The 26,254-nt window shown below is 41.5% G+C and carries 20 protein-coding genes; 11 read left to right on the top strand and 9 right to left on the bottom strand.

Going from position 1 to position 26,254, the window contains the following annotated elements; all coding sequences use genetic code 11:
• Positions 1-83: 83 nt before the first annotated feature.
• The 3 genes from Q0590_RS07850 to Q0590_RS07840 all read right to left on the bottom strand — a co-directional run bounded on the left by Q0590_RS07850 (position 84) and on the right by Q0590_RS07840 (position 6,240).
• Positions 84-3,017 carry an FAD-binding and (Fe-S)-binding domain-containing protein gene (locus Q0590_RS07850; RefSeq protein ID WP_302036960.1) on the bottom strand — a complete coding sequence of 978 codons (2,934 nt, stop codon included), beginning with the start codon at positions 3,015-3,017 and terminating at the stop codon, positions 84-86.
• 180 nt (positions 3,018-3,197) lie between these two features.
• Positions 3,198-3,752, bottom strand: a complete 555-nt coding sequence (locus Q0590_RS07845; protein ID WP_302036959.1) for a GNAT family N-acetyltransferase — start codon at positions 3,750-3,752, stop codon at positions 3,198-3,200.
• Between the two features lie 58 nt (positions 3,753-3,810).
• A complete protein-coding gene (locus Q0590_RS07840; protein ID WP_302036958.1) occupies positions 3,811-6,240 on the bottom strand; it encodes a penicillin acylase family protein in 2,430 nt (809 codons plus the stop codon).
• Positions 6,241-6,535: 295 nt separating this feature from the next.
• Between Q0590_RS07840 and Q0590_RS07835 the strand changes: the two genes are divergently transcribed.
• The 5 genes from Q0590_RS07835 to xylA all read left to right on the top strand — a co-directional run bounded on the left by Q0590_RS07835 (position 6,536) and on the right by xylA (position 13,352).
• A complete protein-coding gene (locus Q0590_RS07835) occupies positions 6,536-7,102 on the top strand; it encodes a DUF4136 domain-containing protein (RefSeq protein ID WP_302036957.1) in 567 nt (188 codons plus the stop codon).
• A gap of 111 nt (positions 7,103-7,213) precedes the next feature.
• The gene (locus Q0590_RS07830) at positions 7,214-7,630 is read left to right on the top strand and encodes a hypothetical protein (RefSeq protein ID WP_302036956.1); all 417 of its coding nucleotides are present in this window, start codon (positions 7,214-7,216) and stop codon (positions 7,628-7,630) included.
• 231 nt (positions 7,631-7,861) lie between these two features.
• Positions 7,862-10,171: a carbonate dehydratase gene (can, locus tag Q0590_RS07825; protein ID WP_302036955.1), complete on the top strand. Its 2,310-nt coding sequence runs from the start codon at positions 7,862-7,864 to the stop codon at positions 10,169-10,171.
• 246 nt (positions 10,172-10,417) lie between these two features.
• Positions 10,418-11,911, top strand: coding sequence for a xylulokinase (locus Q0590_RS07820; RefSeq protein WP_302036954.1), 1,494 nt, complete (start codon positions 10,418-10,420; stop codon positions 11,909-11,911).
• Positions 11,912-12,014: 103 nt separating this feature from the next.
• Entirely contained in the window at positions 12,015-13,352 is a 1,338-nt protein-coding gene (gene xylA / locus Q0590_RS07815) for a xylose isomerase (RefSeq protein WP_302036953.1), read from the top strand.
• 95 nt (positions 13,353-13,447) lie between these two features.
• Here xylA and Q0590_RS07810 read toward each other — a convergent pair whose 3' ends face one another.
• The 6 genes from Q0590_RS07810 to Q0590_RS07785 form a co-directional block, all read right to left on the bottom strand.
• The gene (locus tag Q0590_RS07810) at positions 13,448-13,942 is read right to left on the bottom strand and encodes a hypothetical protein (RefSeq protein ID WP_302036952.1); all 495 of its coding nucleotides are present in this window, start codon (positions 13,940-13,942) and stop codon (positions 13,448-13,450) included.
• Between the two features lie 455 nt (positions 13,943-14,397).
• Positions 14,398-14,919, bottom strand: a complete 522-nt coding sequence (locus Q0590_RS07805; protein ID WP_302036951.1) for a DinB family protein — start codon at positions 14,917-14,919, stop codon at positions 14,398-14,400.
• Positions 14,920-15,014: 95 nt separating this feature from the next.
• Complete coding sequence (locus tag Q0590_RS07800) at positions 15,015-16,145, bottom strand: DegT/DnrJ/EryC1/StrS family aminotransferase (RefSeq protein WP_302036950.1); 1,131 nt, start codon at positions 16,143-16,145, stop codon at positions 15,015-15,017.
• A gap of 79 nt (positions 16,146-16,224) precedes the next feature.
• On the bottom strand, positions 16,225-16,833 hold the full coding sequence (locus Q0590_RS07795) for an acetyltransferase (RefSeq protein ID WP_302036949.1): 609 nt from the start codon (positions 16,831-16,833) through the stop codon (positions 16,225-16,227).
• Between the two features lie 38 nt (positions 16,834-16,871).
• A complete protein-coding gene (locus tag Q0590_RS07790; protein ID WP_302036948.1) occupies positions 16,872-17,498 on the bottom strand; it encodes a sugar transferase in 627 nt (208 codons plus the stop codon).
• Between the two features lie 26 nt (positions 17,499-17,524).
• Positions 17,525-18,766 (bottom strand): glycosyltransferase family 4 protein, encoded by a 1,242-nt coding sequence (locus Q0590_RS07785; protein WP_302036947.1) that lies wholly within the window; start codon positions 18,764-18,766, stop codon positions 17,525-17,527.
• A gap of 186 nt (positions 18,767-18,952) precedes the next feature.
• On the opposite strand from Q0590_RS07785, the gene Q0590_RS07780 reads away from it, so the two are divergent.
• The 6 genes from Q0590_RS07780 to pgl all read left to right on the top strand — a co-directional run bounded on the left by Q0590_RS07780 (position 18,953) and on the right by pgl (position 26,247).
• Positions 18,953-19,720 carry a YdcF family protein gene (locus tag Q0590_RS07780; RefSeq protein ID WP_302036946.1) on the top strand — a complete coding sequence of 256 codons (768 nt, stop codon included), beginning with the start codon at positions 18,953-18,955 and terminating at the stop codon, positions 19,718-19,720.
• 201 nt (positions 19,721-19,921) lie between these two features.
• On the top strand, positions 19,922-21,511 hold the full coding sequence (gene tal, locus Q0590_RS07775; RefSeq protein WP_302036945.1) for a transaldolase: 1,590 nt from the start codon (positions 19,922-19,924) through the stop codon (positions 21,509-21,511).
• A gap of 78 nt (positions 21,512-21,589) precedes the next feature.
• Positions 21,590-22,261, top strand: coding sequence for a DNA alkylation repair protein (locus tag Q0590_RS07770; RefSeq protein WP_302036944.1), 672 nt, complete (start codon positions 21,590-21,592; stop codon positions 22,259-22,261).
• Positions 22,262-22,366: 105 nt separating this feature from the next.
• Entirely contained in the window at positions 22,367-23,782 is a 1,416-nt protein-coding gene (gnd, locus tag Q0590_RS07765; protein WP_302036943.1) for an NADP-dependent phosphogluconate dehydrogenase, read from the top strand.
• 115 nt (positions 23,783-23,897) lie between these two features.
• The gene (zwf, locus tag Q0590_RS07760) at positions 23,898-25,499 is read left to right on the top strand and encodes a glucose-6-phosphate dehydrogenase (protein ID WP_302036942.1); all 1,602 of its coding nucleotides are present in this window, start codon (positions 23,898-23,900) and stop codon (positions 25,497-25,499) included.
• 4 nt (positions 25,500-25,503) lie between these two features.
• Entirely contained in the window at positions 25,504-26,247 is a 744-nt protein-coding gene (gene pgl, locus Q0590_RS07755; protein ID WP_302036941.1) for a 6-phosphogluconolactonase, read from the top strand.
• The last annotated feature ends 7 nt before the right edge of the window (positions 26,248-26,254 follow it).

The raw sequence follows: 26,254 nt of genomic DNA, 5'->3' as shown, positions 1-26,254 counted from the left end.
GGCAGCTTTTATAATACTAAAGCTGCCTTTGTTGGGATGAGAATATGTATTAAATTAAATAGTAGAAACCTACAGTTTAAAAGTTATTTTTTTAATGCCTCCCAGAGAATTTCTACCGGATGTAATGCCAGGCGGCCTGTGCCATCCTTAATCTGGTGGCGGCAGCTAGTGCCTGGCGCGGCAATTAGTACCTCTGCTGGTTGCTTACGTACAGTTGGGAATAATACCAGCTCGCCAATTTGCATAGATACTTCATAATGCTCTTTTTCATAGCCAAAGGAACCCGCCATTCCGCAGCAGCCGGATGGAATCAAATGCATGGTATAGTTTTCGGGTAAGGAGAGCATCTTTTTGGTGTGCGTAAGAGATGACAATGCCTTCTGGTGGCAGTGGCCGTGGAGTTTTATCAGCTTCTTCTCCTGGGTAAAAGCTTCCTTAGTAATGTTGCCATTATCTATTTCTCTAGCTATAAATTCGTCTATCAGTAAGGCATTACCAGCAATTTTCACAGCTTCTGGCAGCAGCTCCTCTCCTACCAGGTCCAGATACTCGTCACGGAGAGTAAGAATAGCCGAAGGTTCTATGCCGATAAGAGGTGTTTCGGGAGTAATCAGCCCTTTCAACATTTGGATGTTTTGTATAGCTATTTTCTTTGCTTCCCGCAATAGTCCTTTAGAAATATAGGTACGGCCACTTTCCTGATGTGCAGGTATAATTACCTCATAGCCTAGCTTTTCCAAGAGTTGAATGGCCTTAATGCCTATTTCTGTATCATTAAAGTTGGTAAACTCATCACAGAAAAGATATACTTTACCTTTTGTACCCTGAACCTTATTTTTAGCCTGGTGCTTTTTATACCATTTCTGTAAAGTAGTGCTATGCAACAATGGCAAAGACCGTTTGGGAGCAAAGCCCATTACTTGTTTAGCGATGGAAGCCGTTAATTCATTTTTGAATAAAAAGTTATAAGCACCAGGGGCAATAGCAGCCATACTGGTAGCTTTTGTAAAGTTACCCACCATTCTGGTACGGAAGTTTATCCCATTGGCATCATAATATTGCTGCAAAAACTCTGCTTTCATCTTAGCCATATCTACATTAGACGGACACTCTGATTTACAGCCTTTGCAGGAGATACATAAGTCCATTACCTCTTTTATCTCTTCATGATTGAAGCGGTTAGGTTGATTAGAGTTAGTCAGAAATTCGCGCAGAATATTAGCTCTGGCGCGGGTAGTATCTTTCTCATTGCGGGTAACCATGTAGCTGGGGCACATAGTGCCACCACTTGCCTGGGTTTTGCGGCAATCGCCAGAACCGTTACATTGCTCGGCTGCACGTAAAATGCCTTTGGTAGCACTAAAATCAAATACAGTATTGAATTGTGGCGTCTCTTGCCCTGGCGTAAAACGGAGACTGGTGTGCATAGGAGGCGTATCCACAATTTTACCAGGATTGAATATATTATTTGGGTCCCAGGCCCGCTTTACCTCCTCTAGTAATTTGTAGTTCTTTGCACCTACCATGTACCGGATAAATTCTCCCCTTAAGCGGCCATCGCCATGTTCGCCACTTAACGAACCTTTATATTTTTTTACTAAAATGGCTATTTCTTCTGCAATGGTCCGGAAAAGGGCATTTCCTTCAGGTGTTTTTAAATTGATAATCGGACGTAAATGCAATTCGCCTGATCCGGCATGGGCATAATGTACAGAATGCAAGCCGTGCTTTTCCAAGATCACATTAAACTCACGGATATACGCAGGCAATTCCTGTACATCTATGGCGGTGTCTTCAATAACAGGAACTGGTTTGGCATCACCTGGCATATTGGAGAGCAATCCTAGACCTGCCTTGCGAAGTGTCCATATTTTTTTAGTATCTTCTCCGAACAGCAACGGATAATGGTATCCCAACCCTTTTTGTTGTAATTCCGCTTTTAGCAAGTCTGCCTCTCTTTCTACTTCTTCGCGGGTTTCCCTGGACAATTCCACTACCAGAATGGCGCCTGGTTCTCCTTGTACAAAAAATCGGTTTTTACTCTGTTCAATATTATTTTTGGTACAATCCAGTATATAATGGTCAATTAGTTCACAAGCACTAGGTTTATATTGTAGGGCAACCAGATTGGCTCGTAAAGATTCGTCAATGGTATGGCAATGAATACACAATAAGCCAGATTCTTTTGGAGGCAGCGGTGATACATTTAACTTGATTTCAGTAATAAAAGCCAACGTGCCTTCTGAGCCTGCTATGAGCTTGCAGAAGTTAAAAGGTTCTGCTGCTGGAGTAAAGGGAGATGTTTCTAAAAGTAGGTCAACCGCATAGCCAGTATTACGGCGGTGAATAGTCTTCTTCGGAAACTCCCGCCTGATCTCCTCCTGATTTTCCGGATCGGAAAGAAGTTGCTGAACAGTTTGGTATAGCTGTCTTTCCAGAGGGCTTACTGTACCCTGGCCTTGGCATTTTTGTTCAAATTCTTCTTTACTGATGGCTTTAAACTCTGTTTCAGAACCATCGCTGAGAATAGCTTTTACAGAAATTAAGTGTTCCCTGGTGCTGCCATAGACAATAGAGTTAGAGCCGCAGGAGTTGTTGCCGACCATTCCGCCAATCATCGCCCGGTTAGCCGTAGAGGTTTCCGGGCCAAAAAATAAGCCATGTTCCTTCAGGAACATATTCAGTTCGTCGCGTATGACGCCTGGCTGTACCCGTACCCAATGCTCTTCTTTATTTAATTCGAGTATTTTAGTAAACTCTTTCGAAACATCTACTATAATACCACTGCCTACCACTTGTCCGGCAAGCGAAGTTCCGGCAGTCCGGGGAATAAGAGAAGTTTTTTGCTGGTTTGCAAAAGCAATTAATTTCTTTATATCGGCAATGGTTTTGGGTATGGCTACAGCCAGAGGCAGTTCGCGGTAAGCGGAGGCATCGGTTGCGTACAGTGTACGCATTGTTGTATCGTAGTAAAGTTTTCCTTCTAGCTGTCCGGCCAGTTGTTGTAATGTATTCATAGTACGTATCCCGCTTTCTGCTGAAGTATAATGGGAGTATATTCTTCTGAAAAACTTTACAATCTTAGAATATTTTGATTGTTATTCAAAGGTACACTGGCAGGAGTTTTAAATGTGTGCAAGACTTGAAGGACTTTCTGAGGGAAGACTAATAAATTAACTTGGCTATATTTTTAGCATTTATTCCGAGTTTCTGCTCCAATCCCATAAGACGGTTAGCCAATCGCCTCCGGGGTGCGTATGAATAACGGTAAAGCCTACTCGTTTATGTGCCTGTAAAGACCGTTGATTTCTGGCGGAAACTTCTGTAACAGCAAATGCATACCGTTGGCTGAATTGTTTTTTGAAAGCCTCATATAAACTATCGAATACGCCTTGTCCGCGGTACTCCTGTGCTACACATACCTGGCCTATGGTAATATAGGGTTTGGCAGGTAATGTATTTTCTGCCTGCATACGGGTTATCTCCTGGTACATTGGCTGTAAATCAGGAAATTCTTCGGCAAAGCTTTCCGTCATGGCCAGGCAATATCCGGCTATCTTGTTTTCATCCAGGGCAATAATACTGGGTTCTGTATTGTTCATCCGCTGAAGCACATTATCTGTATGCACGAGCGTTACAAAGCCTTGAGAACGTTTCTGCTCGTCTGTTAGATTACCGGCCAGATTCTGTTGCTGCAGCTCTACAATCTGGTGGATATGTTCATGGGTGCTTACGGGTATATACCTAATCATGAAAAAGGGTTTTTAAATCTGGATCAGCGAATGACTTGTGCCAACTTTGCAAGTATACTTATTTTTCCAGCATCCATTTGCTCACTATCCGTTTATTGGCATCGCCTGGCTTTTGCAGATACACCAGTTCGTATAATTCTCCCTTGCGCCAGGTTTCCAGTAAATTGTCGTAATAATAACTGCCCGGATTCCCCGACTGGCCGCCCGGATAAACCCCATATCCCCTAACATTTGGTCCTAAAGCTACCACCATACGCCAGGAAGGGCCCGTTCTGCCTGTAGTTGCATTCACAATACCACTACCCCCGCCAGTACTTACATCCATACGGCTCAAAGCCGGAATACGGGCCAAATGCATAATATCGGTACTTTTATATGTGGCCCATGCCCATTTATCACTTACTTCGCCGAGGTCTTCCTCTAGCTTATTTACTGCTTCCACAAACGATTTATTTACTACATCCGCTAATGTTTCTTTCTCTGGCGTCTGAGTATTATCTATCCATGGCGATTGAGGTTCATTTAAAATCAGGTGTATGGTCCGGTCACGGTTGGGGTAACGCATTTCTATGTTGTTTTTGGTGCCGAATTCATCTTCCCAGATGGCCTGATTCAGGCTGCCCCACCAGCGGGCAAAAATAGTAGGACCAATTTCGTCGGCATTGTTCCAGTAGTTCCATTGGGCTATTTTTTCGTACGCCTTTTTTTGCTCATCTGTGAGCTTGCCCTGGTACACGTAGGAGAGCATTTGAGGTAATACTGTTTTTGCATATAGGTTATAGTTATCAGCTTGTAGCATCCGCAGGCTATCTGCCGTAGCTCCTTGCATAGCTGCCAGCCGTTGGTTAATGCGGATGCCACGGTCAGCCATTTCAAACTCCCAGCCCAGATAGTACGGATAAGTGGTATCGGCCGAAAACTGATTAGCTGAACTCACAAAACCCCTTGGCGGATTTTTAACATGCGGATTGTGTGCATGCGGAATCCATCCTTTCCAGTCGTGGTTGGGGTTAGTGCCATCTAGCAGGAATTTACCCTGGGTTTCCCACTTCAGCGGAAAGCGCCCATTGGGCCATATGGCTATATCTTTATATACATCGGCATAGATAAAATTCTGTGCTGGAGAACCGTAGTACGAAAGAGCCTCCACATAATCCTGGTAATTTTTTGCCCGGTTTAATTTATGAAAAGTAAGCGTTTCGTTTAGCGATTCATGGGCTACCCAACGCATGGCATGATCTACTGGTGTTTGAGTATTAAACACATTTTCTCCCCTACTATATACTACCGGGCCGTGATGCGTATATAAAACGGTATCGTTTACAGGTTGGCCTCCTCTCAGCTTTATCTCTTCTACGACTTGGGTAACTTTCTTCCACTGGTTGTCGTGCCAGTATTCCTTTTTGGAGGCATCTTTAAATTTTATCTGGTAGTAATCCAGTACATCTGACCCCACATTCGTTACACCCCAGCTAACCTGATTATTAAAGCCAATAATTACACCCGGTGCTCCGGGCAAAGAAGCGCCATATACATTTACTTCCGGACATACCAGCTGAATCTGATACCAGATGGAAGGAAGGCTCAATGTTAGGTGAGGATCATTAGCCAGAATAGGGTAACCAGTCGCAGATTTGTCAGCGCTAATAGCCCAGTTGTTGCTACCAATTTCCGGGCTGGGGGCCGGCGGAAGCACTCCTTCCGTAATAGCTGTAGTTGTATTTTGTGGAGGACTTGGAACAGGAACAGGCGTAAAATCCCACTGAGTTCCGGAAGGGACAATAGGATCTTCCCGGTAAGGATAATTCGGGAAAAGGTTTTGTACCACTTCTTTGCCGTATTTTTGCAGAATATTTGTCATCCGCAGATCATCGCTGCCGCTTGATAAAGTAGAAGCCATTTGCTTTAATAGCAATGCACATTTTAAAGGTGTCCAGGTTTCCGGTGCATAATCTAGAAGTTTGTATTCCAGGGGGTAGTCTTCCGGGGAAAGGGTTTGTATGTATGCATTTATTCCTGCAGAATAGGCCTCCAGCATCATCTTACTGGTTGAATCAGCCATCATAGATTTTAAGGAATTTTCAGCTGCTTGCATCATACCCATCCGGCGGCTGTAGCGGTCTAGCTCCAGTGCTTTTTCGCCTACAATTTCGGAAATACGTCCGGCGGCGGCGTGTGTTTGAAATTCCATTTGCCATAAACGGTGCATGGCCGTTACATAGCCTTGGGCAAAATACATGTCTCGGTTGTTCTGAGCAAAGATATGTGGCACCATCAGGTCGTCGAACAAGATTTGCACCTGAGACTGAACACCTGGAATATTGAATTTCTTTTCTTCAATTACCTCTTTCCGTTCCGCATTGGCCCAAAATCCATGAAAAGGATCCAAAAATTTTCCGACAGGAGGAATGTCACCTATTTTGCTATTGAGTAGTAATACCAGAACAATGGTAAACAAAAGGGAAAAAGCCGCTTTAAGCCAATTCATAGAAGCACCGAATTACTGATTAACTTATACTAATTCTTACACCACACTACCGCTGATAAATATACTTTTAACTAGGCAGAACATAAAAATTAATAGAAAATAAATTGCACATACATACCGGCACATCGAACAATTATACAGGCTGTTATATGAAAATACCTCTATTTTAGGATAATAATTGTTATTTTAATATAAACTTTTTGCTAAAAATTCCGGTAATAATAGTATAAATTATTACATACTGGTACAGTATTTGAATTATTTGTGTAAGAAAGAAATAAAATGTAGAAAAATTATGAAGATACACACATTTAAAAATATCCTTTTGTTTGTTTCTGCTCTATGGCTGGGAGGCTGTGCGGCTTCTTCAGTCGCTGTCCGCTCCGATTATGATCGGCAAGCTAATTTCAGGGAGTACAATACCTATGCTATTGCAGAAATGAAGCCTGATAAAAATGACCCTATTTTAGGAAGTTCATTAAATCAAAAACGCTTTGCGCAGGCAATGGATGCCGAAATGAAAGCACGCGGATATGTGAAAACAGAGGTTAATCCTGATTTGTTGGTTAATTTTCAGACTGACTCTAGAAACAAGCAGTATACCCAGAGTAATAACAACTGGGGATACTGGTGGTGGTATGGCAACAATAATACTTCTACGCGCAGTTATGAAGAAGGCCGCATTATTGTTAACCTGATTGATGCAAAAACCAATGAACTGGTTTGGCAAGGCTGGGCAACTGGCGAGCTAAATAATGCCCGCAAGGAACGGGACGAAGTGTTCAGGGAGGTTATTTACCGCATTATGCAAGAATATCCTCACCGCGCCAGTGGATATAACCAGGCGGCCGATACCAAGTAAAAAAATAGGTTTAATTACATACTTAAGCAGGTCTGTTGGCCTGCTTTTTTTGTTTAGATTGAATAATGCCGGTATTAATTAGTATATTTGCTAAAGGCAACGTTGCAGAAAATGAATTTTAAGGGAAACCAAACAAAAGATAGAATATTTTATAAGGCTATCGGCAAACAGGTTGTCCTGTTCTCCTTGCTGGTTACCTTTATAAATACGATTGTTTTTCCCTCGTTTTTCCTGGTTGTTAAACACTCTGGTTTAAGCTGTCAGATAAGTGCAACTCCAGAATGTGCCTCCTCACTAACCGAGTATTTACTGGAAGATTATTTAGAAGTATATGATTCCACCTCTGATACAAAAGAGGAAGATATTACAGATCTGGAGAAATTATTTGACGAAGTAGATCTGCTAAACTACCCTAGCTCTCACATGGCTTTTCATCAGGGTGTATATACGATAAAAAAATATGCCCCTGATAAATATCCTTTACGGGTATTTTGTTACAGTTCCCCCACGCCTCCACCGGAATGCTAATTGTTTTGTGGACAAATGCTGCTTGAGTTAGCTCTCAGCTCTTCACATTCTTTTCTGAATCTATACTATTGCATACGTGAATTCTTATGTAGGCAAGTATCTATCATCTTTACGCTTTCTTAAAAGAAGCTTTTTTAGATTACACAAATATTTCAGTCAGTTACTACTTCTATATAGTATTGAACAACTTACCAATATACTATTGGATTAGGTGAAAAACATAAACACACAATGAAAGAACAAACAAATTTAATAGACCTGGCTGCAAAAAATGCTAAATACGACTTTAAGTCAGGAGTTGTAGTATTTTTAGTGGCCTTGCCCTTATGTTTGGGTATTGCCCTGGCATCTGGTGCGCCTCTCTTTTCGGGAGTTATTGCCGGTATTGTAGGAGGTATTGTGGTTGGCTTACTAAGCGGCTCTCAGTTGAGTGTAAGTGGCCCCGCAGCTGGTCTTACCGTTATAGTGTTAACGGCTATTGATAAATTTAACGGGCAGTTCAGTGCATTTTTACTGGCTGTTATGATAGGGGGCATTCTACAGATCATTCTGGGATATGCTAAAGCCGGTTCCATCGGCCACTTTTTCCCTTCAGCTGTTATCAAAGGTATGTTAGCGGCTATTGGCCTTACCCTTATACTGAAGCAAATTCCGCATGCTATGGGGTATGATGAAGATGCTGAAGGAGAGTTTTCTTTTGCCCAGCCTGATGGGGAAAATACATTCTCTGAACTTATAAATGCCTACAATTATATTAATCCGGCTGCTGTTATTATTACCATGGTATCAGTGGCTATATTATTATTATGGGAAAGGCCTGCTCTGAAAAAAAACAGCTTCTTTAGCAGTATTCCTTCTCCGTTGGTGGTAGTAGTAGTGGGTATATTAATAAATTACCTGTATTCATATATTCCGTTCTTAACTCTTACTGGCAATCATTTGGTGACATTACCAAAAGCTAATAACATTAACGAGTTTTTTGGATTATTTACCCTGCCGGATTTTACTCAATATTCTAATCCTCAGGTATATATTACTGGTGTTACGTTAGCCATAGTAGCAAGTCTGGAAACGTTATTAAATGTGGAAGCTACCGATAAGCTAGATCCATTAAAAAGAAATACTCCTCCTAATCGTGAATTAAAGGCGCAAGGGGTAGGTAATATTGTTAGTGGCTTGATCGGGGGCTTACCCGTGACTTCGGTAATTGTTCGCAGTTCGGTAAACGTGTATTCTGGGGCACGGAGTAAACTATCAGCTGTTATTCATGGAGTACTGCTCATGGTATGTGTTATTCTGATTCCGGGCATTCTAAATATGATTCCCTTGTCTTGTTTGGCAGCTATCCTGATTCTGACAGGGTATAAATTAGCCAAAGTAGCTATTTTTAAAGAAATGTATGGCTTTGGTTTAAAGCAATTTATACCATTTGTTGTAACCATATTGGCTGTTCTATTCACAGATTTGCTAACAGGTATAGGTATAGGTCTGGCTGTTGGGTTGTTCTTTGTTTTGCGGGCCAATTACAATACATCTCTGTTGTTCCGGAAAGAAACTATGAAAGGAGGCGAAAAAATCAAGATAGATTTAGGAGAGCAAGTAACCTTCTTAAATAAGGCCAATATAATGGAGATGCTGGATAAACTTCCTGAAAATAGCTATGTGGAAATGGATGGAAGCCACTCTACTTACATAGACCACGATGTTCTGGAAGCTATTGAAAACTTTAAAATTACAGCCAAAGACAAGAATATTCAGTTTACTTTTATCCGCAACAGCCATAACGGACATGATTTGTATTCAACGACTGATATAGATGCTGATGCGCAGAGCTTACGGAGGAGGAACAATGTAGACCATACTTCTTATGATCAATTATTTGAAAATAACCGGAAGTGGGTAGCAGATAAACTGAATGTAGACCAGAATTACTTTAAGAATCTGGCAATGGGCCAGAGTCCTAAATTTTTATGGATCGGCTGTTCAGATAGCCGGGTGCCTGCTTCTGAAATTACCGGAACCAACCCTGGTGATATGTTTGTTCACCGGAACGTAGCTAACCTGGTGGTTAGTACCGATCTAAATCTGCTTTCTGTATTACAGTATGCTGTAGAAGTATTAAAAGTAGAGCATATTATTGTGTGTGGACATTATGGCTGTGGTGGAGTAAAAGCAGCTATGGAGAATAAAAACCTGGGATTAATTAACAAATGGCTGCGGAATATTAAGGATGTTTGCCGTATCCACTATCAGGAGTTACGAAGCATAAAAGACCCTAATGACCGGTTTAAGCGGTTAGTAGAGTTGAATGTAATCGAGCAGGTATATAATCTTCATAAAACATCTATTGTACAAAAAGCATGGCACCAGGATGCTAAAATACATGTACATGGCTGGGTATACGACCTGCGAGAAGGCTTTATTAAAGATCTGGAAGTAGATATTAATAAAAATTTCGAGGAATATGAAGAGATATTTAAATACGATGAATTTGATAAAATAGAAGAGCCATTACCGGCCAAGTATAAGGTAAGAACCTAAGTAACAGCACTGAATGAAAGGCTTCTGATAAAGGAGCCTTTCTCTTTTCAGTGTTAATTTGGAATGTTCAGATAAATTTTCATAGAACAACTATTTTTTTTATAAAAATACCTCCACATATTAGCATTTTATTTCGACCTTATACGTTTGCAAAAGGTGACAGGTTTGAGTTTTACTTTTCTCGCTTGTACATAAGATCGGCGATCCATAATCTTTATCATTAGCCACCCATATATCAGCATTTTTATGTATTTGCTAGGTTACGACATAGGTAGTTCATTTATCAAAGCCTCTCTGCTGGATGCCCAAACGGGGAAATTACTAGCTGCCGCTAGTGCGCCCGATACAGAAATGAATATGATATCTCATCAGCCCGGCTGGGCAGAGCAGGACCCAGGCGTGTGGTGGCAAAATGCGAAAAAAGCAACAGCTAGCTTGAAAAATCAGGGCTTCGATTTAAAACTAATAAAAGCCATTGGTATTTCTTATCAGATGCACGGGCTGGTGGTAGTAGACAAAAATAAGCAGGTATTACGGCCATCCATTATCTGGTGCGACAGCCGGGCAGTAGCTATTGGAGACAAAGCTTTTCAGGAACTAGGGGAAGAAAAATCGCTGTCGCATTTTTTTAATTCACCTGGCAACTTTACTGCATCCAAACTTAAGTGGGTAAAAGACAACGAACCTCAGCTATATAGCCAGATAGATAAAATAATGCTTCCGGGTGATTATATTGCTATGTGCCTGACGGGCGAAGTTTGTTCTACAGCTTCGGGGTTATCCGAAGGTATTTTGTGGGATTATCAATCAGAATCGCCAGCCGAATTATTACTAAACTATTACGGTATTTCCAGAGATTTGCTTCCCAAAATTGCACCTACATTTGCTGTGCAGGGTGAAGTAACTGCTGCCATAGCCAATGAACTGGGTCTAACTGCCGGAACACCGGTAGCTTACCGGGCAGGCGACCAACCTAATAATGCGTTTTCACTGAATGTACTGGAGCCAGGAGAACTTGCTGCTACTGCTGGTACTTCGGGAGTAGTATATGGCATTACAGATCAGAAAAACTACGATCTTAAATCCAGGGTAAACACATTCTTGCATGTAAACCACCAGGCAAACCAACCCAGATATGGAACATTACTTTGTGTAAATGGTACTGGTATCTTAAACCGCTGGCTAAAAAATATGGTAATGGCCGAAGCTACTAATGGTTCAGCCTACGTAGAAATGAACAAACTGGCAAGCCATGCCCCTATTGGCTCACAAGGCTTGGTAACTATTCCATACGGTAATGGAGCCGAGCGTTCATTAGAAAACAAACTTTTGGGCTCGTCTGTGCATGGCCTGGATTTTAACATGCATACAAAGGCACACCTGCTCCGTTCGGCACAGGAGGGTATTGTGTTTGCATTAAATTTAGGTGTAGATGTAATGCGTGGCCTGGGCGTGGAACCCAAAACCGTACGTGCCGGAGATGCTAATATGTTCTTAAGCCCCTTATTTAGTGAAGCCTTTGCGGCTATTACCGGAGCTGTTATAGAATTGTATAACACAGATGGTGCACAAGGTGCCGCGCGTGGAGCAGGCGTAGGAGCAGGTATTTATAAGAGTACTTCTGAAGCTTTTCATGGATTACATACGGTAAGAACTATTGAGCCCGAACCACAAATACAAACTGCTTATAAAGAAGCCTACCAGCATTGGTTAAGCTGCCTGAAAAAGGAACTGGCCTAAATTAGCCCTGAGCAATTAACAACTAAGTTTTGCAAGTTTATAGCCTGGGATAAGCGAATAATAATTCAAAAATTTTAACATATCACCTTTTAATCTATCGTATATGCCAATTAAAATAACTACAGGAGATAAAGAATATTTTCCTGGTATTCAGCAGATCAAATATGAAGGAAGAGAGTCTGACAATCCTTTAGCATTTAAGTATTATGATGAAAATAAAGTAGTAGCCGGAAAATCGCTGAAAGATCACTTCAGATTTGCCGTAGCTTACTGGCATTCATTTGTTAATACCGGCAACGATCCATTCGGGCCTGGTACCAAAACTTTCCCCTGGATGCAGAAAACAGATGCTATCGGGCAGGCAAAAGATAAAATGGATGCTGCTTTTGAGTTTATATCCAAGTTGGGAGTACCTTTTTATTGCTTCCACGATTATGATATTGTAGACGAAGGAAAAAACCTGGCCGAATCAGAAAAAAATCTACAAGCTCTGGTAGAGTACGCCAAGCAAAAGCAGCAAGCTTCAGGCATACAATTGCTTTGGGGTACAGCTAATTTGTTCTCTCATCCACGGTATATGAATGGCGCTGCTACTAATCCGGATTTTGCTGTAGTTACCTATGCAGCAAATCAAGTAAAACAAGCCATAGATGCTACTATTGCTTTAGGAGGCGCCGGCTATACTTTCTGGGGAGGCCGCGAAGGCTATATGTCACTGCTAAACACTAATCTGAAACGTGAACAGGAACATCTGGGCCGTTTCTTGTCTATAGCCCGTGATTATGGCCGCAAAGCTGGTTTTAAAGGTACATTCTATATTGAACCTAAACCTATGGAACCTACCAAACACCAGTACGATTACGACAGTGCTACCGTAATTGGATTTTTACGTCAGTATGGCCTAGATAAAGATTTTAAATTAAATTTAGAAACCAACCATGCTACGCTTGCCGGTCATACCTTTGCGCATGAACTACAAGTGGCTGCCGATGCAGGTATGCTAGGCAGTATGGATGCAAACCGGGGCGATTACCAGAATGGCTGGGATACTGATCAGTTTCCAGTAGATTTATTTGAACTTACTGAAGCAATGCTTATCTTCCTGGAAGCTGGCGGATTTAAAGATGGTGGAGTTAACTTTGATGCTAAAACCAGGCGCAACTCTACTGATCTGGAAGATCTGTTTATTGCCCATGTGGGTGGTATGGATAATTTTGCCAGAGCTTTGCTGATAGCTAATGACATACTCGAAAAATCTCCATACCGTAAATTACGTAAAGAAAGATATGCTTCGTACGACAATGGCAATGGTAAAAAATTTGAGGATGGCCAGCTTACCCTGGAAGATTTGAGTAAACTAGCCTCGCAAAATGGCGAACCGGCTCAAATTAGTGGCAAGCAAGAATTATATGAAAACCTTATTAACCAATATATCCGATAATTAATCTGTCAGAAATGATAGAAACTAAAAAAGCGCAAGGTAATCACCTGCGCTTTTTTGATTTAAACAATAAACAATATTAAACCTCTTGTATATTAAATGATGGATAACTTATGCCATGTTCTGTACACCATATCCTGAACCTCCCTTACAAATTGATTTTCATACCTGGAAGGATTCTTTAGATAGGCAATCTTTTCATTCATAGCCGGATAAGCGCTTATGTCAATACCGATTAGCTGAGAGCGTAGCTCCACCCAGTCTTCACGCAACTTCACCAACGAATTTGACTTGATGTACACACTTAATCTGTTAAGGCTCATAAGCTCACTGCCAAAAATAGAATCTGTAGATTCTTCTATAATTAAATTGGATAAATGCAATTTACGCTTTCTAATCTGCGTATCTAATGTCCATTCTTGTCTAAAGTAGTTAGGGTCGAACGAAAATGAACTGTAGTAGCGGTTCAAAAACTGCTCTACACTGCTAAGTTGCTCTAATGTATGGCATTCATTGATAGAGCAGTTAATTTTTTCTATGGTTTGAACTCTAAAATTCTCTATCTTTTCCATTTGAGCGTTTGTTTTCATATATATAGTGTTATAGCCTATTCAGTGCAAAATTCTTACCAAATTGGCATAATGTAATATTTATCATTAATGCAGCAGGTTTATAAAAGGTAACCAACCCTATAATTTTATGTATAAATCATACCTGTTTTATACATACTTCTTGAAAGTGCTCTAAACAGGCCAATTCTAACGGTTTTTGGTGAATTTTTGAAAGCGAAAGAGCTTTTATTCAGGCTAATGAACCGTGGCTAATTAGTTATGAAACTAACGTAAATAGGTATGTATGTTACTTGTGAAACACTAAGTAGATGTATTAAATAATGAAGACTCATAAGAGAATCTTCCAGGAGTAATAAATTCTTAGAAGGCCGTATAAATTAAGAGCTTGAGTAGCTATGGTGGAAAAGTGGGTTAAGAAATTAGGCCAGGCTTAACAGCTACTTTTTGCATGAAATACCTATAAGTTAATTAAATTAACTGGCAGAGCAGTAAGCAGATGTTTTGCTTTGAATAGTGGAAAAAGCCACCCCAAAGTTTTGAGAAAATTCTATGGGAAAATTTATAGACTGGATAGCCATCTTTATAATAGCCATATGATGAATGGTATGTTCCATGGTATACAGTAGCTCTCTTGTTAAAGAAGAATCAATTTTAACAGGCTCAATAACAGGAGAAAAGCATACTTGCACACTCAATTGTTTATCTGCATTTATGGAGGAAATAAGGGAAGCTATACATTGTAGCCTTTCTATACAGAAAGTTCTATCTATTTCCAATTGTGTATTTCTGTTGCGGGTATCATAATTAATTAAGCCAGTGTGCAGGTCATTGACCAAACATTCATAAAATTCTATGATATGGCGAAAATGCTTACCAATAGTGTTACCAGAAAGTAACGGCAAAGATTGGGTGTAGACTGAATCAGGTAATTGTGTTAAGAAATCAATTAATTGGGTAAAAATGGTGCTTGAGGCGGCCTTGAGACTATCATTCATAAGGGGTGGGTAATTGGAAGAAATTAGTGAATATTCATCGTAAAAGATTATATACAGGACTACCGTCTTTTAGTTTCCTATTTGCCCAGTTATCATCAAAACAGATGTTTAATACTAGTTGCTATTTTAGCTAGGTCTTCTGTAGAGAGATTAGAACCAGACGGTAAACAAAGCCCACGGGTAAACAGATCTTCGGCTACCTGGCGGCTGCCATAGTAAGGATAGTTAGCAAATATTGGCTGTAAATGCATTGGTTTCCACAGCGGGCGGGCTTCTATATTTTGCTTTTCCAACGCCAGCCGGATGGTTTCGCGTGTAACTCCACCTGATTGTTTTTCATCTACTACTATACAGGTAAGCCAGCGGTTTCCCAAAGTATTTTCCAGTTCTGGTGAGAATGAAATAGCTGGTATGCCAGCAAAGGCTGTTTTATAGAATTCAAAATGGGCTCTGCGTTGTTTTACTCTTTCTGCAATTACTTCCATTTGCCCACGGCCTATGCCAGCAGCTATATTGCTTAAGCGGTAGTTATACCCTATTTGCGAATGTTGGTAGTGCGGAGCATTGTCACGTGCCTGAGTGGCCAGAAAACGGGCTTTTTTTATTAAATCTTCCTCATGAGACAGCAAAGCACCTCCGCCGGAAGTAGTAATAATCTTATTCCCATTAAATGAAAGAATACCGAATTTCCCGAAAGTACCCAGCATTTTGCCTTTGTACTGAGCGCCTAACGCCTCTGCTGCATCTTCTATAACTGGGATATCATAATGCGTCGCCAGTTCCATCAGTTCATCCATTTTGGCCGATTGTCCATACAGATGAACAATCATGAGTGCCTTGGGTTTTTTACCTTTCCGGATTCTATCTTCAATAGCCCGCTGGGTTTCTTTTACACAAATATTCCAGGTAGAATACCCACTATCAATAAAAACTGGCACGGCTCCCTGATAAACGATAGGGTTAACGGTAGCTGAAAAAGTAAAAGTCGGGCAAATTACTTCGTCTCCGGCTTGCACACCTAAGAGGATGAGAGCCAAATGAATAGCTGCTGTACCAGAACTCAAGGCGGCAGCATGGCTGGCACCCGTATATTGGCAAATATCTTTTTCAAAGTTATCTACATTGGGTCCTAAGGGAGCAATCCAGTTTTCTTCAAAGGCCTGATGTATATATTTCAGCTCTCCTCCACCCATATGAGGGGAAGACAAGTATATTTTGTTATTCATCTGTTTCGACTAATGACGTAGAAAGGGTAATCGATAAAAAATATCAAAGCTACTCTTTCCATTAATAATCTTATAGAAGTTATCTTAACTCCGGTTTTATTTTAATTATTTTAGCAGGCACCCCTACTACAGTGGCATGATCTGGTACGTCCCTGATTACTACGGCTCCTGCTCCCACTGTACACCACTTGCCAATAGTAATCCCTTGAATAACTGTTGCTCCTGCTCCAATATGCGTACCTTCGCCTACTTTTACATTTCCACTTAGGGTAGCATGGGGAGAAATATGCACAAAATCTTCCAGCTCACAATCGTGGTCTACACTGGCTGCGGTGTTGATGATACAATGTTTCCCTATAAAGGCGCCTGCCTGTACTACACTGTTGTGAAAAATAGCTGTGCCTACACTTACCGAGGCAAAGGTAGATAGAAGAGCCGAGGGATGAATAGCTTTACCAAAAAGATGTTCCACCTGCTGGGCTACTTTTTTCCGGATGATATTATTCCCAATAGAGATAATTATTTCTTCAGAACGCAGATAGTCTTTTTTATATAAACCTAGTACCGGAAAATTCAGCAAATTGGAAAGCGCAGGGTTATCATCAAAAATACCATGAACTGGAAGTCCGCTTGCTAACAGACAATCTATTACTACTTTTGCATGTCCACTTCCTCCGTATAAAAGCATTGGTATACTATCTACTTTACGCCTGACCGTTTTCAGAATTATTTTTCCACCGATGTAACTTCCCCATTTCCCTTAAATTTTTCCATCGTTACGGTACCCTCACCACTGATACCTTCTACCTTAAGAATTTTGATAATGGTCAGAAAGAATATTTTCAGGTCTAACAGGAAAGATACATTTTCAACATAATATAAATCTTCGGCAAACCGTTTTTCCCAGGTAGTTCGGTTGCGCCCATTTACTTGTGCCCAACCGGTAATTCCAGGCCGTACTTCATGTCGCCGTGCTTGCAAAGGACTGTACAAAGGCAAATATTCCATTAGCAATGGCCTGGGGCCAATTAAACTTATATCGCCTTTCAGCACATTAATCAATTGTGGCAGTTCATCAACAGATGTTTTCCGAATCAGCTTTCCAACAGCAGTTAGCCGGATATCATCGGGAAGCAGATTTCCCTGGGCATCCCGTTTATCGTTCATTGTCTTAAACTTTACTATATGAAATGGCTTTCCATGTAACCCAGGCCGTTGCTGAATAAAAAATATTTTCCCATTATTAGCAAAAGCCAGCAGAACGCCTGCTAGCAGTGTAAAGGGCAACGTTACTACCAGCAGGATGAATGATACAGTAATATCTATTGCCCGTTTAAAAAACAATTTGTACATAAACTTCCTGTGCCAATGAATGTATATTATGTTTTGGCCACCTTTGCCAGTTCTGCTGTATACGTTTTAGCCAGATACGTCCGGTCAAAATAGCTACGGGCATATGCATATCCATTCATTCCTTCTTTCTGCAACTGCCCGTTATAAGACATGTACAACTGTATTTTGGAGGCTATATCTGCCGCATTTTCCGGCTCAGCATATACACCACAGCGGGCTTCTTCTACTAATTGCCTGGAAACACCATCTATCACCATTAAAATAGGCTTCTGGCAAGACATATAGTCAAAAGTTTTATTAGAATAAATAGTTTTAAAGGTATCTGCTTTTTTTAATACAGAGGCTCCCATATCGGAAGCCAGTATATATTTGAATACCTCTCTTTTAGGCACAGCATCTACAAATTGCACATTCGTTAGTTTTCGTCTGGCTACTTCCGTTTTCAACATAGGTTTTTGCATGCCTTCCCCGATCAGCACTACTAAAGCATTGGTATGATGCAAAAGCTCTGCTGCTTCTATAAGTTGTATCAGGTGATTTGCTACGCCGTGGGCACCCACATACGTCACTACAAACTTATCTGTCCATCCTTTATCCTGGCGGAAAGAAGCAACCTCAAAGGTGTGAAGCAATTCCTCAGACATAGAAAAATCAGCGGCATTGGGGATCATTACTACTTTATTAGCTGGGACTTTCTTTACTTCAATCAGGTTTTGCCGGAAAGCAGGAGTAAGGGTGTTCACCAATACTGATTTTTTATAGATAAATTTCTCAAACCGGTAAGCAAAACGGATGATGCTTTTATTAGTCAGCACACCAGTATCTATAGCAGACTCTGGCCACAAGTCCCGTACCTCAAACACCAATGGAACAGCTTTTAATATGGATAACACATAGCCAGTAATGCCTACAAACAAAGGGGGAGAGGTTACCAACACTACGTTGTATTTTTCACGGGTATAAAACAACCCACAGATGATTCCAGAAAACACAAAAGAAAAATATGCCCAGAGCCTGCCGGCAAAATTAGTATTATAGGCTTCCGACACGTGGCAGCGGTACACGGTTATATTTTCATCATAGGTTTCTTTTACTATAAATTTGCCTTTGTGCTTTTCCCGCTTTTTTCCGGTATTATAGTGCACCATGCCAGCGATCACAGTTACCGAATGACCATTTTCTGCCCATACCCTGGCCATTTCATTAAACCTGGAGCCACCCGGATCGTCTTTCTCTAAAAAATACTGATGGATCAGTAGAATATGCATGTGGTAAAGTTAATGGATTAATGTGCTGATGTGCAAATATGATGATAAGCAAATTGCCTGTAGCCGGCGTTTCATTTGTGAAGGTTTACTATATGCCATGTCCTTTTTTCTTTACAACTTCGCAGGTAGGTTAATGGTAGTTCTCATTAGCACATCAGCGTATTACCAGATTCAGTACATTCATATATGTTCTTTGTTCTTTCCAAAACCTTATTTTACCTGCTCATGCCCTTCACCTGGATTATGGGCTGCTTACTATATGCCTTGTTTACCAAATCAGAAAAACGCCGGAAAACGTTCCTAATAGTGACGGTTGTTCTGTTGTTTGTATTCGGCAATAGTTTTCTGATTAACGAGCTTTTTCGTTTATGGGAAATTCCGGCTACGCCTATTGCTGCTATTGAGAAACCATATGATGTAGGCATTGTGCTCACTGGCATCACCAGCATAGACCAGACTCCCAAAGACCGGGTATACTTTGAAAAAGGGGCTGACCGTATAATGCATGCCTTGCAGCTCTATAAAATGGGTAAATTGAAACATATATTGATTACAGGCGGATCTGGTAATCTGGTGGGGAACAAAGAAAGCGAGGCGGAAGAATTGGAGCAAGTGCTGCTCATGAGTGGTGTACCGCAAAAAGATATTACCATCGAAAATAAATCCCGCAACACCAGGGAGAATGCCTTATTTTCTGCCAATGTGCTGAAAGCTAAATTTCCTGGTCAATCATACTTATTAATCACTTCTGCTTTTCATATGCGCCGTTCAGAGGGATGTTTTCAGCAGGCAGGGGTGCCAGTTACTGTTTTTAGTACCGATTTTTATGCAAAACCCCGCAAGTTTACCCCTAACTATATCATTATTCCTTCTGAAGGAGCTTTAGGCAAATGGTATGTGCTATGCCATGAAATTCTGGGGTATCTTACCTATAGAGTAATGGGCTACGCTTGATCTATGCGCTATGAAACTCTTTTAATACATGTATAAACAAGTAGAATACTATTTGCCGATCAGCAAACTACTATTTCAAATACAAACTTTTTACACGCCAAGTATGCATTCCTTTACATTTATGCATAAATTAACGGCCCGATAAAGTTTCTTTCTTTAACTATTAGTAACTTACTTATATAAACCAATTTAAACACAACAATGAAAGTAGGTATAGCAGCAGACCACGGCGGATTTGATTTAAAAGGAAAAATGGCCGCATTTGTAGAGGCACAAGGGTACACAGTAGTAGACTATGGGGCATATCATTACGACAAGCACGACGATTACCCAGACTTTGTGGTGCCACTTGCCAAAGCTGTAGCCAATGGAGAGGTAGACCGGGGCATTGCTATCTGTGGTAGTGGCGTTGGAGCATCCATTGTAGCCAATAAAATTCCCGGGGCACGGGCAGCCTTAATTACTGAAACGTATTCTGCTCACCAAGGCGTAGAGCATGATGATATGAATATTATCTGCCTGGGTGGGCGGGTTATTGGATCGGTACTGGTAGAAGAGATCATAAAATCCTATTTAAAAGCCGCCTATACTAGGGAAGACCGCCATCAGCGTAGATTGAATAAAGTAATTGCTCTAGAAACAAAAGAAGAAACTATGAAAACAAATCCACTTGTAAATGTATATTCGTTCAGACAAAGTATCTGGATGGATTTTATCCGCCGCGGCATATTGTCATCAGGCGAACTAAAAACTATGATTGAAGAGTACGGGCTGAAGGGAATTACGTCTAATCCTTCCATTTTTGAAGAAGCTATTAACGGAAGCACAGATTATTCTACCGCCATTCAGGAACTGGTAAGGCAGAATAAAAATACCGACGAAATCTATGAAACCCTGGCCGTAGAAGACATCCAGAATGCATCGGATATGTTCCGTAGCATTTATGAGGAAACGAATGCCGTAGATGGGTATGTTAGCCTGGAAGTTTCGCCTTATTTAGCAAAAGACACCAATGGTACTATTACCGAAGGTAAAAAATTGTGGGCTGCTGTTAATCGCCCCAATGTGATGATTAAAGTGCCTGGCACACAAGAAGGCTTACCAGCCATACAGCAGCTAATCAGCGAAGGCATTAATGTAAATGTTACCCTGCTTTTTGGTCTGGAACGCTACCGGGCTGTGGCCAATGCCTATATTACTGGCTTGGAACACCGCTTAAAAAATAAACAACCGCTTGATAATATAGCCTCTGTAGCCAGCTTCTTCCTGAGCCGGATAGATGTGATGATAGATCCGCAACTGGAAAAGATTGCAGCGGCAGGTGGGCCAAATGCAGCCGTAGCTAAATCTTTACTAGGCAAAGTAGCGATAGCCAATGCCAAAATGTCTTACCAGATATACAAGGAGCTATTTAACAGCCCACGTTTCCGCACACTGGCTGAGAAAGGAGCCCGTCCGCAACGTTTACTATGGGCAAGCACTGGCACCAAAAATCCAAACTATAGCCCTGTCATGTATATCGAACACCTGATTGGCCCGGATACAGTAAATACCGTTCCTCTGGAAACATTGAAAGCCTACAACGCACAAGGCGAACCCGCTTCCCGCCTGGAAGAAGGATTGGAAGATGCCAAGAAGGTGCTTACTGACCTGGCTTCGCTGGGCATTGTTCTGGATGACATTACCGAAAAACTGGAAGTAGAAGGCGTAGAGAAATTCAATAAGCCTTTTGCTAAACTGATGGAAGCGCTGGAAAATAAACGCAAAGAAGCACTTTCGTCTGTAAAATAATTGTAGGATGTTTGGCTGGTGAAAGAGAATTTCAATCATATATTTTCCTTCACCAGTCATTCTATAACTATTTTAGCTATGGAAACAGCCCAACTTTTACAGGAACTTCAATCGTTCGGTAATGAGCATAACCGGGCTGGTATGAGCCGGTTTGGCATAAACACGGAGAATGCCTATGGAGTGAGTATTCCTATTATTCGTGCAATCGCTAAACGATATAAACGTGATCATAGCTTAGCGCTGGAATTATGGAATACTGGCATTCATGAGGCACGATTACTAGCTGTTTTTGTAGAGGAACCCAAGCAAGTGTCAGTGAATCAAATGGAGGTATGGGTGAAAGACTTTAATTCCTGGGACTTGTGTGATCAGACTTGCGGAAATTTGTTCATCAAAACACCGGTGGCGTATCAGAAAGCAGTTGAATGGACATACCGGAGCGAAGAATTTGTAAAGCGGGCAGGATTCTCCATGATGGCTTACCTGGCCGTACATGATAAGAAAGCTACAGATAATACCTTTCTGGAGCTTTTTCCGCATATAGAACGGGAAGCAAAAGATAGCCGGAATTATGTAAAAAAAGCGGTGAACTGGGCACTACGTCAGATTGGGAAGCGTACTACATTCTTACGGTCGGAAGCAATAGAACTGGCAAGCCGCATAAAAGAGCAGCCTTTTACTAGTGCCCGTTGGATAGCTTCCGATGCCTTACGGGAACTCCAGAAGAAAAGTTTAGTGGCTCAGGAATAAAACAAGGGAACAGGCAGATAGAAATAAGCCAAGTAACGCTTCTCACCTTTAGCAGATATTAATTAAATACTAGACACTTTTTAATAGACTTAAACCCCTTAAAACATGCAATTGCAACAATACGAATTCGGAATGATTGGTTTGGGTGTGATGGGTAGGAATCTGCTGCTGAATATGGCAGATCATGGATTTTCGGTAGCTGGCTATAACCGCGACCCAAGTAAAGTAGCCGATCTGAAAACCGAAGCCGCAGGAAAAAATGTATTCGGCACTTCCGATCTTAAAGAATTTGTACTGAAACTAAAACGCCCGCGGGCCATTATGCTACTGGTTACAGCCGGTAAAGCAGTAGATATGGTAATCAATGAATTGCTGCCTATGTTACAGCCAGGCGATTTGGTAATAGATGGTGGCAACTCCTATTACGCCGATACCGACAGGCGTACGCAGGAGCTAACGGCTAAAGGCATTCACTTCTTAGGCGTGGGCGTTTCCGGTGGCGAATCAGGTGCCCGTTTTGGTCCGAGTATGATGCCCGGAGGCTCTGAGCAAGCATATGAAGTAGTAAGACCGATTTTTGAATCTATTGCAGCTAAAGTTAATAATGAGCCTTGTGTAACATACCTTGGTCCTAGCTCTGCCGGACATTATGTAAAAATGGTACACAATGGCATCGAATATGGTATTATGCAATTAATTTCAGAAGCGTATGATATTCTGAAAAGAGGCATTGGTTTAAGCAACGATGAACTGCACACCGTTTTCAAAGAGTGGAATAATGCAGAATTGAAGTCTTTCCTCATAGAGATTACAGCCAATATATTCCTACAGCCTGATGAACAAAAAGAAGGCCGGTTGGTAGACTATATTCTGGATAGCGCCAAACAAAAAGGTACCGGCAAGTGGACTTCCCAATGCGGCATGGATTTAGGGGTGCCTTTGTCCATTATTGATGTGGCAGTAACTTCCCGGTATTTGTCCGCTTTAAAACAAGAACGGGTAGCTGCTGCTAAAACCCTATCTGGACCCAAATCTTCATTTAACCTAAGTGGCGATAAACAGGCAGTTATCAACCAGGTAAAAGATGCCTTGTATTTTGCTACCATTGGTGCCTATGCACAAGGTATGCATTTGCTGAAAGTTGCATCCGATACGTATGGCTATAACCTAAAGTTAGATGATGTGGCCCGTATCTGGCGGGGTGGTTGTATTATCCGGGCTACCTTGCTGGAAGATATAACAAATGCCTATAAAAAGAATCCTGATCTGGCTAATCTATTAGTAGATCCGTCTCTGGCTGCTGTAGTTGCAGGCCGGCAAGATTCTACTCGCAAAGTGCTTGGGCTTGCCATTACGGCAGGTTTACCAGTTCCGGCATTATCTGCAGCTCTTGCCTATTTTGATGCCTACCGCACCGACCGTTTACCGTCTAATTTAATACAGGCCCAACGTGACAATTTTGGAGCGCATACCTATGAGAGAATAGACACAGAAGGTATTTTCCATACACACTGGCAATAATTTTTATTTGTAAAGACCTAACAGGTTTTCAAAACCTGTTAGGTTTTTACGTTACATACGAACCTAGCGGGTTTAATCATACTGGCTTTAGGGCAAGAATCAAAATTATACAATTATGCAATCTACAAGAAAACCAGGACCTACGGTCTTAGTCATATTTGGTGCAAAGGGAGACCTCACTATGCGGAAGCTGGCACCGGCTCTATATAATTTATATATAGACGGGTGGTTGCCCAAACAATTTGCTGTCATTGGAGTAAGCCATCACGATATATCGTATGACCAGTTTCTGGGATTAATGCACGATGGACTTGACCAACATTCTCGTTCAGGTAAACCAGAAGATGGCCGCTGGACAGAATTTGCTAGTTTCTGGGAATACTTCCGGGCTGATTTCACTAACCAAGCTATGTATAGTAGCTTAGCTGAAAAATTAAATGCCTTTGATCAGCAATGGGGTGTACGAGCCAACCGTATTTATTATTTATCCGTAGCTCCGCAGTTCATAGAACCCATTACCATGAATTTGGGAAGTTCTGGTGTAGCCACCGACTCTGGCCGCGACCGGATTGTAGTAGAAAAACCTTTTGGAAGGGATTTGCAAACAGCTAAGGAGTTAAATCAACTGCTTTCCAGAACATTTAGTGAGTGCCAAATCTACCGCATTGATCATTATCTGGGTAAAGAAACGGTTCAGAACATCCTGGCTTTCCGTTTTGCCAATGCTCTGTTCGAGCCCATCTGGAACCGTAATTACATAGACTATGTACAGATTACTGTAGCTGAGCAAGTAGGCGTAGAACACCGGGGCAATTATTACGATAAATCGGGAGCTTTACGGGATATGATCCAGAATCACTTGCTTCAGTTATTATGTATGATTGCCATGGAGCCTCCTGTTACATTTGATGCGGACGAAATACGGAGCAAAAAGGTAGATGTGTTGCATGCCTTACGGAAGTTTAGTAAAGAAGAGATTCATAAGTTTGCAGTACGGGGTCAATATGGCAACGGCTGGATAGAAGGCAAAAAAGTAAAAGGCTACCGCGAAGAGCAAGGCGTACATCCTACTTCTAACACCGAAACCTATGCTGCCATTAAGTTTTTTATAGACAACTGGCGGTGGAATGGCATACCTTTTTATGTACGTACCGGTAAACATATGCAGGGCAAATTTTCGGCTATTACGGTACAATTCCGCCCCGTACCACACCAGACTTTTCCATCATCTGTTACAGAAAATTTGCTCCCTAATCGCTTAACCCTACATATTCAGCCGGAAATGAGCATTAGGTTACGATTCCAGGCAAAAAGGCCTGGCTTAAGTATGGTACTAAATCCGGTAGAAATGGTGTTTGATTATGGCGAATCGTACTCTACCCAACATTCTCCGGAAGCCTATGAGACTTTGTTACTGGATGTCATGCTGGGAGATGCTACCTTGTTTATGCGTGCCGATCAGGTGGAGGCTGCCTGGGCTGCAATTATGCCGATTTTAGAAGTCTGGGAATCCAGGCCATCGCTTGAATTTCCAAACTATACGGCTGGCATGTGGGGTCCGGAAAATGCAGAAGCCTTAGTTGCCCGGGATGGACATAACTGGGCTATGGTAGCTCCATTAAACGGCAACAGCTCCAGCCATAGTACTACAAGCAATGGAAATGGCACGGAAGCCACAACTCCTAAAGAAAAAGATAAAGCCAAAGTAAAAGCCTAAGCATATGATGCATATATTTTCGGAGGCTAATCAACTCAATGAAGCTCTGGCACAATTTATTGTCTCTGCAGCCAAAACAGCTGTTGCTGAAAAAGGCCGGTTCACCTTTGCACTTACCGGTGGCTCTTCGCCTAAAAAATTGTATGAATTATTAGCCAAAGACCCATACAGAAATGAGTTGCCCTGGAAAAATACATATATCTTCTGGGGTGATGAACGCTTTGTACCACAGGATGATGACCGATACAATGCAAAAATGGCGTATGAAACACTATTGAATCATGTGCCTATTCCTAAAGAACAGATTTATCCAATGCCTTACTCTGCTGTAATGCCTCCGGAAGAAATTGCTCATCAATACGAGAGCCTGTTAAAAAAGCATTTTGGAACGGCTGCACCAGAATTTGACTTTATCTTGCTGGGCATGGGCGACGATGGGCATACAGCCTCCTTATTTCCTTATACACCAGTATTGCAGGAAAAAGACAGCTGGGTGAGTGAAGTATACCATACAGGTCAGCAGATGTACCGGATTACGTTGACTGCTCCGTTAATAAACAAAGCAAAAAATATAGCCTTTCTTCTGTTTGGTGCGAATAAAGCGCAAGTGTTATACGATGTATTAGAAGGTGAATATCAACCTGAACATTTGCCTACGCAGCTTATTAAACCAAAAAAGGGAAGCATACACTGGTTTACAGATGAAGCAGCAGCAAGTAAGTTAACCCAAAGTCGCCAGGAAAATTAATATATTT

The organism is Rhodocytophaga aerolata (assembly GCF_030503435.1).
Classification (GTDB): domain Bacteria; phylum Bacteroidota; class Bacteroidia; order Cytophagales; family 172606-1; genus Rhodocytophaga; species Rhodocytophaga aerolata.
This window is presented reverse-complemented; position numbering and strand designations above follow the sequence as displayed.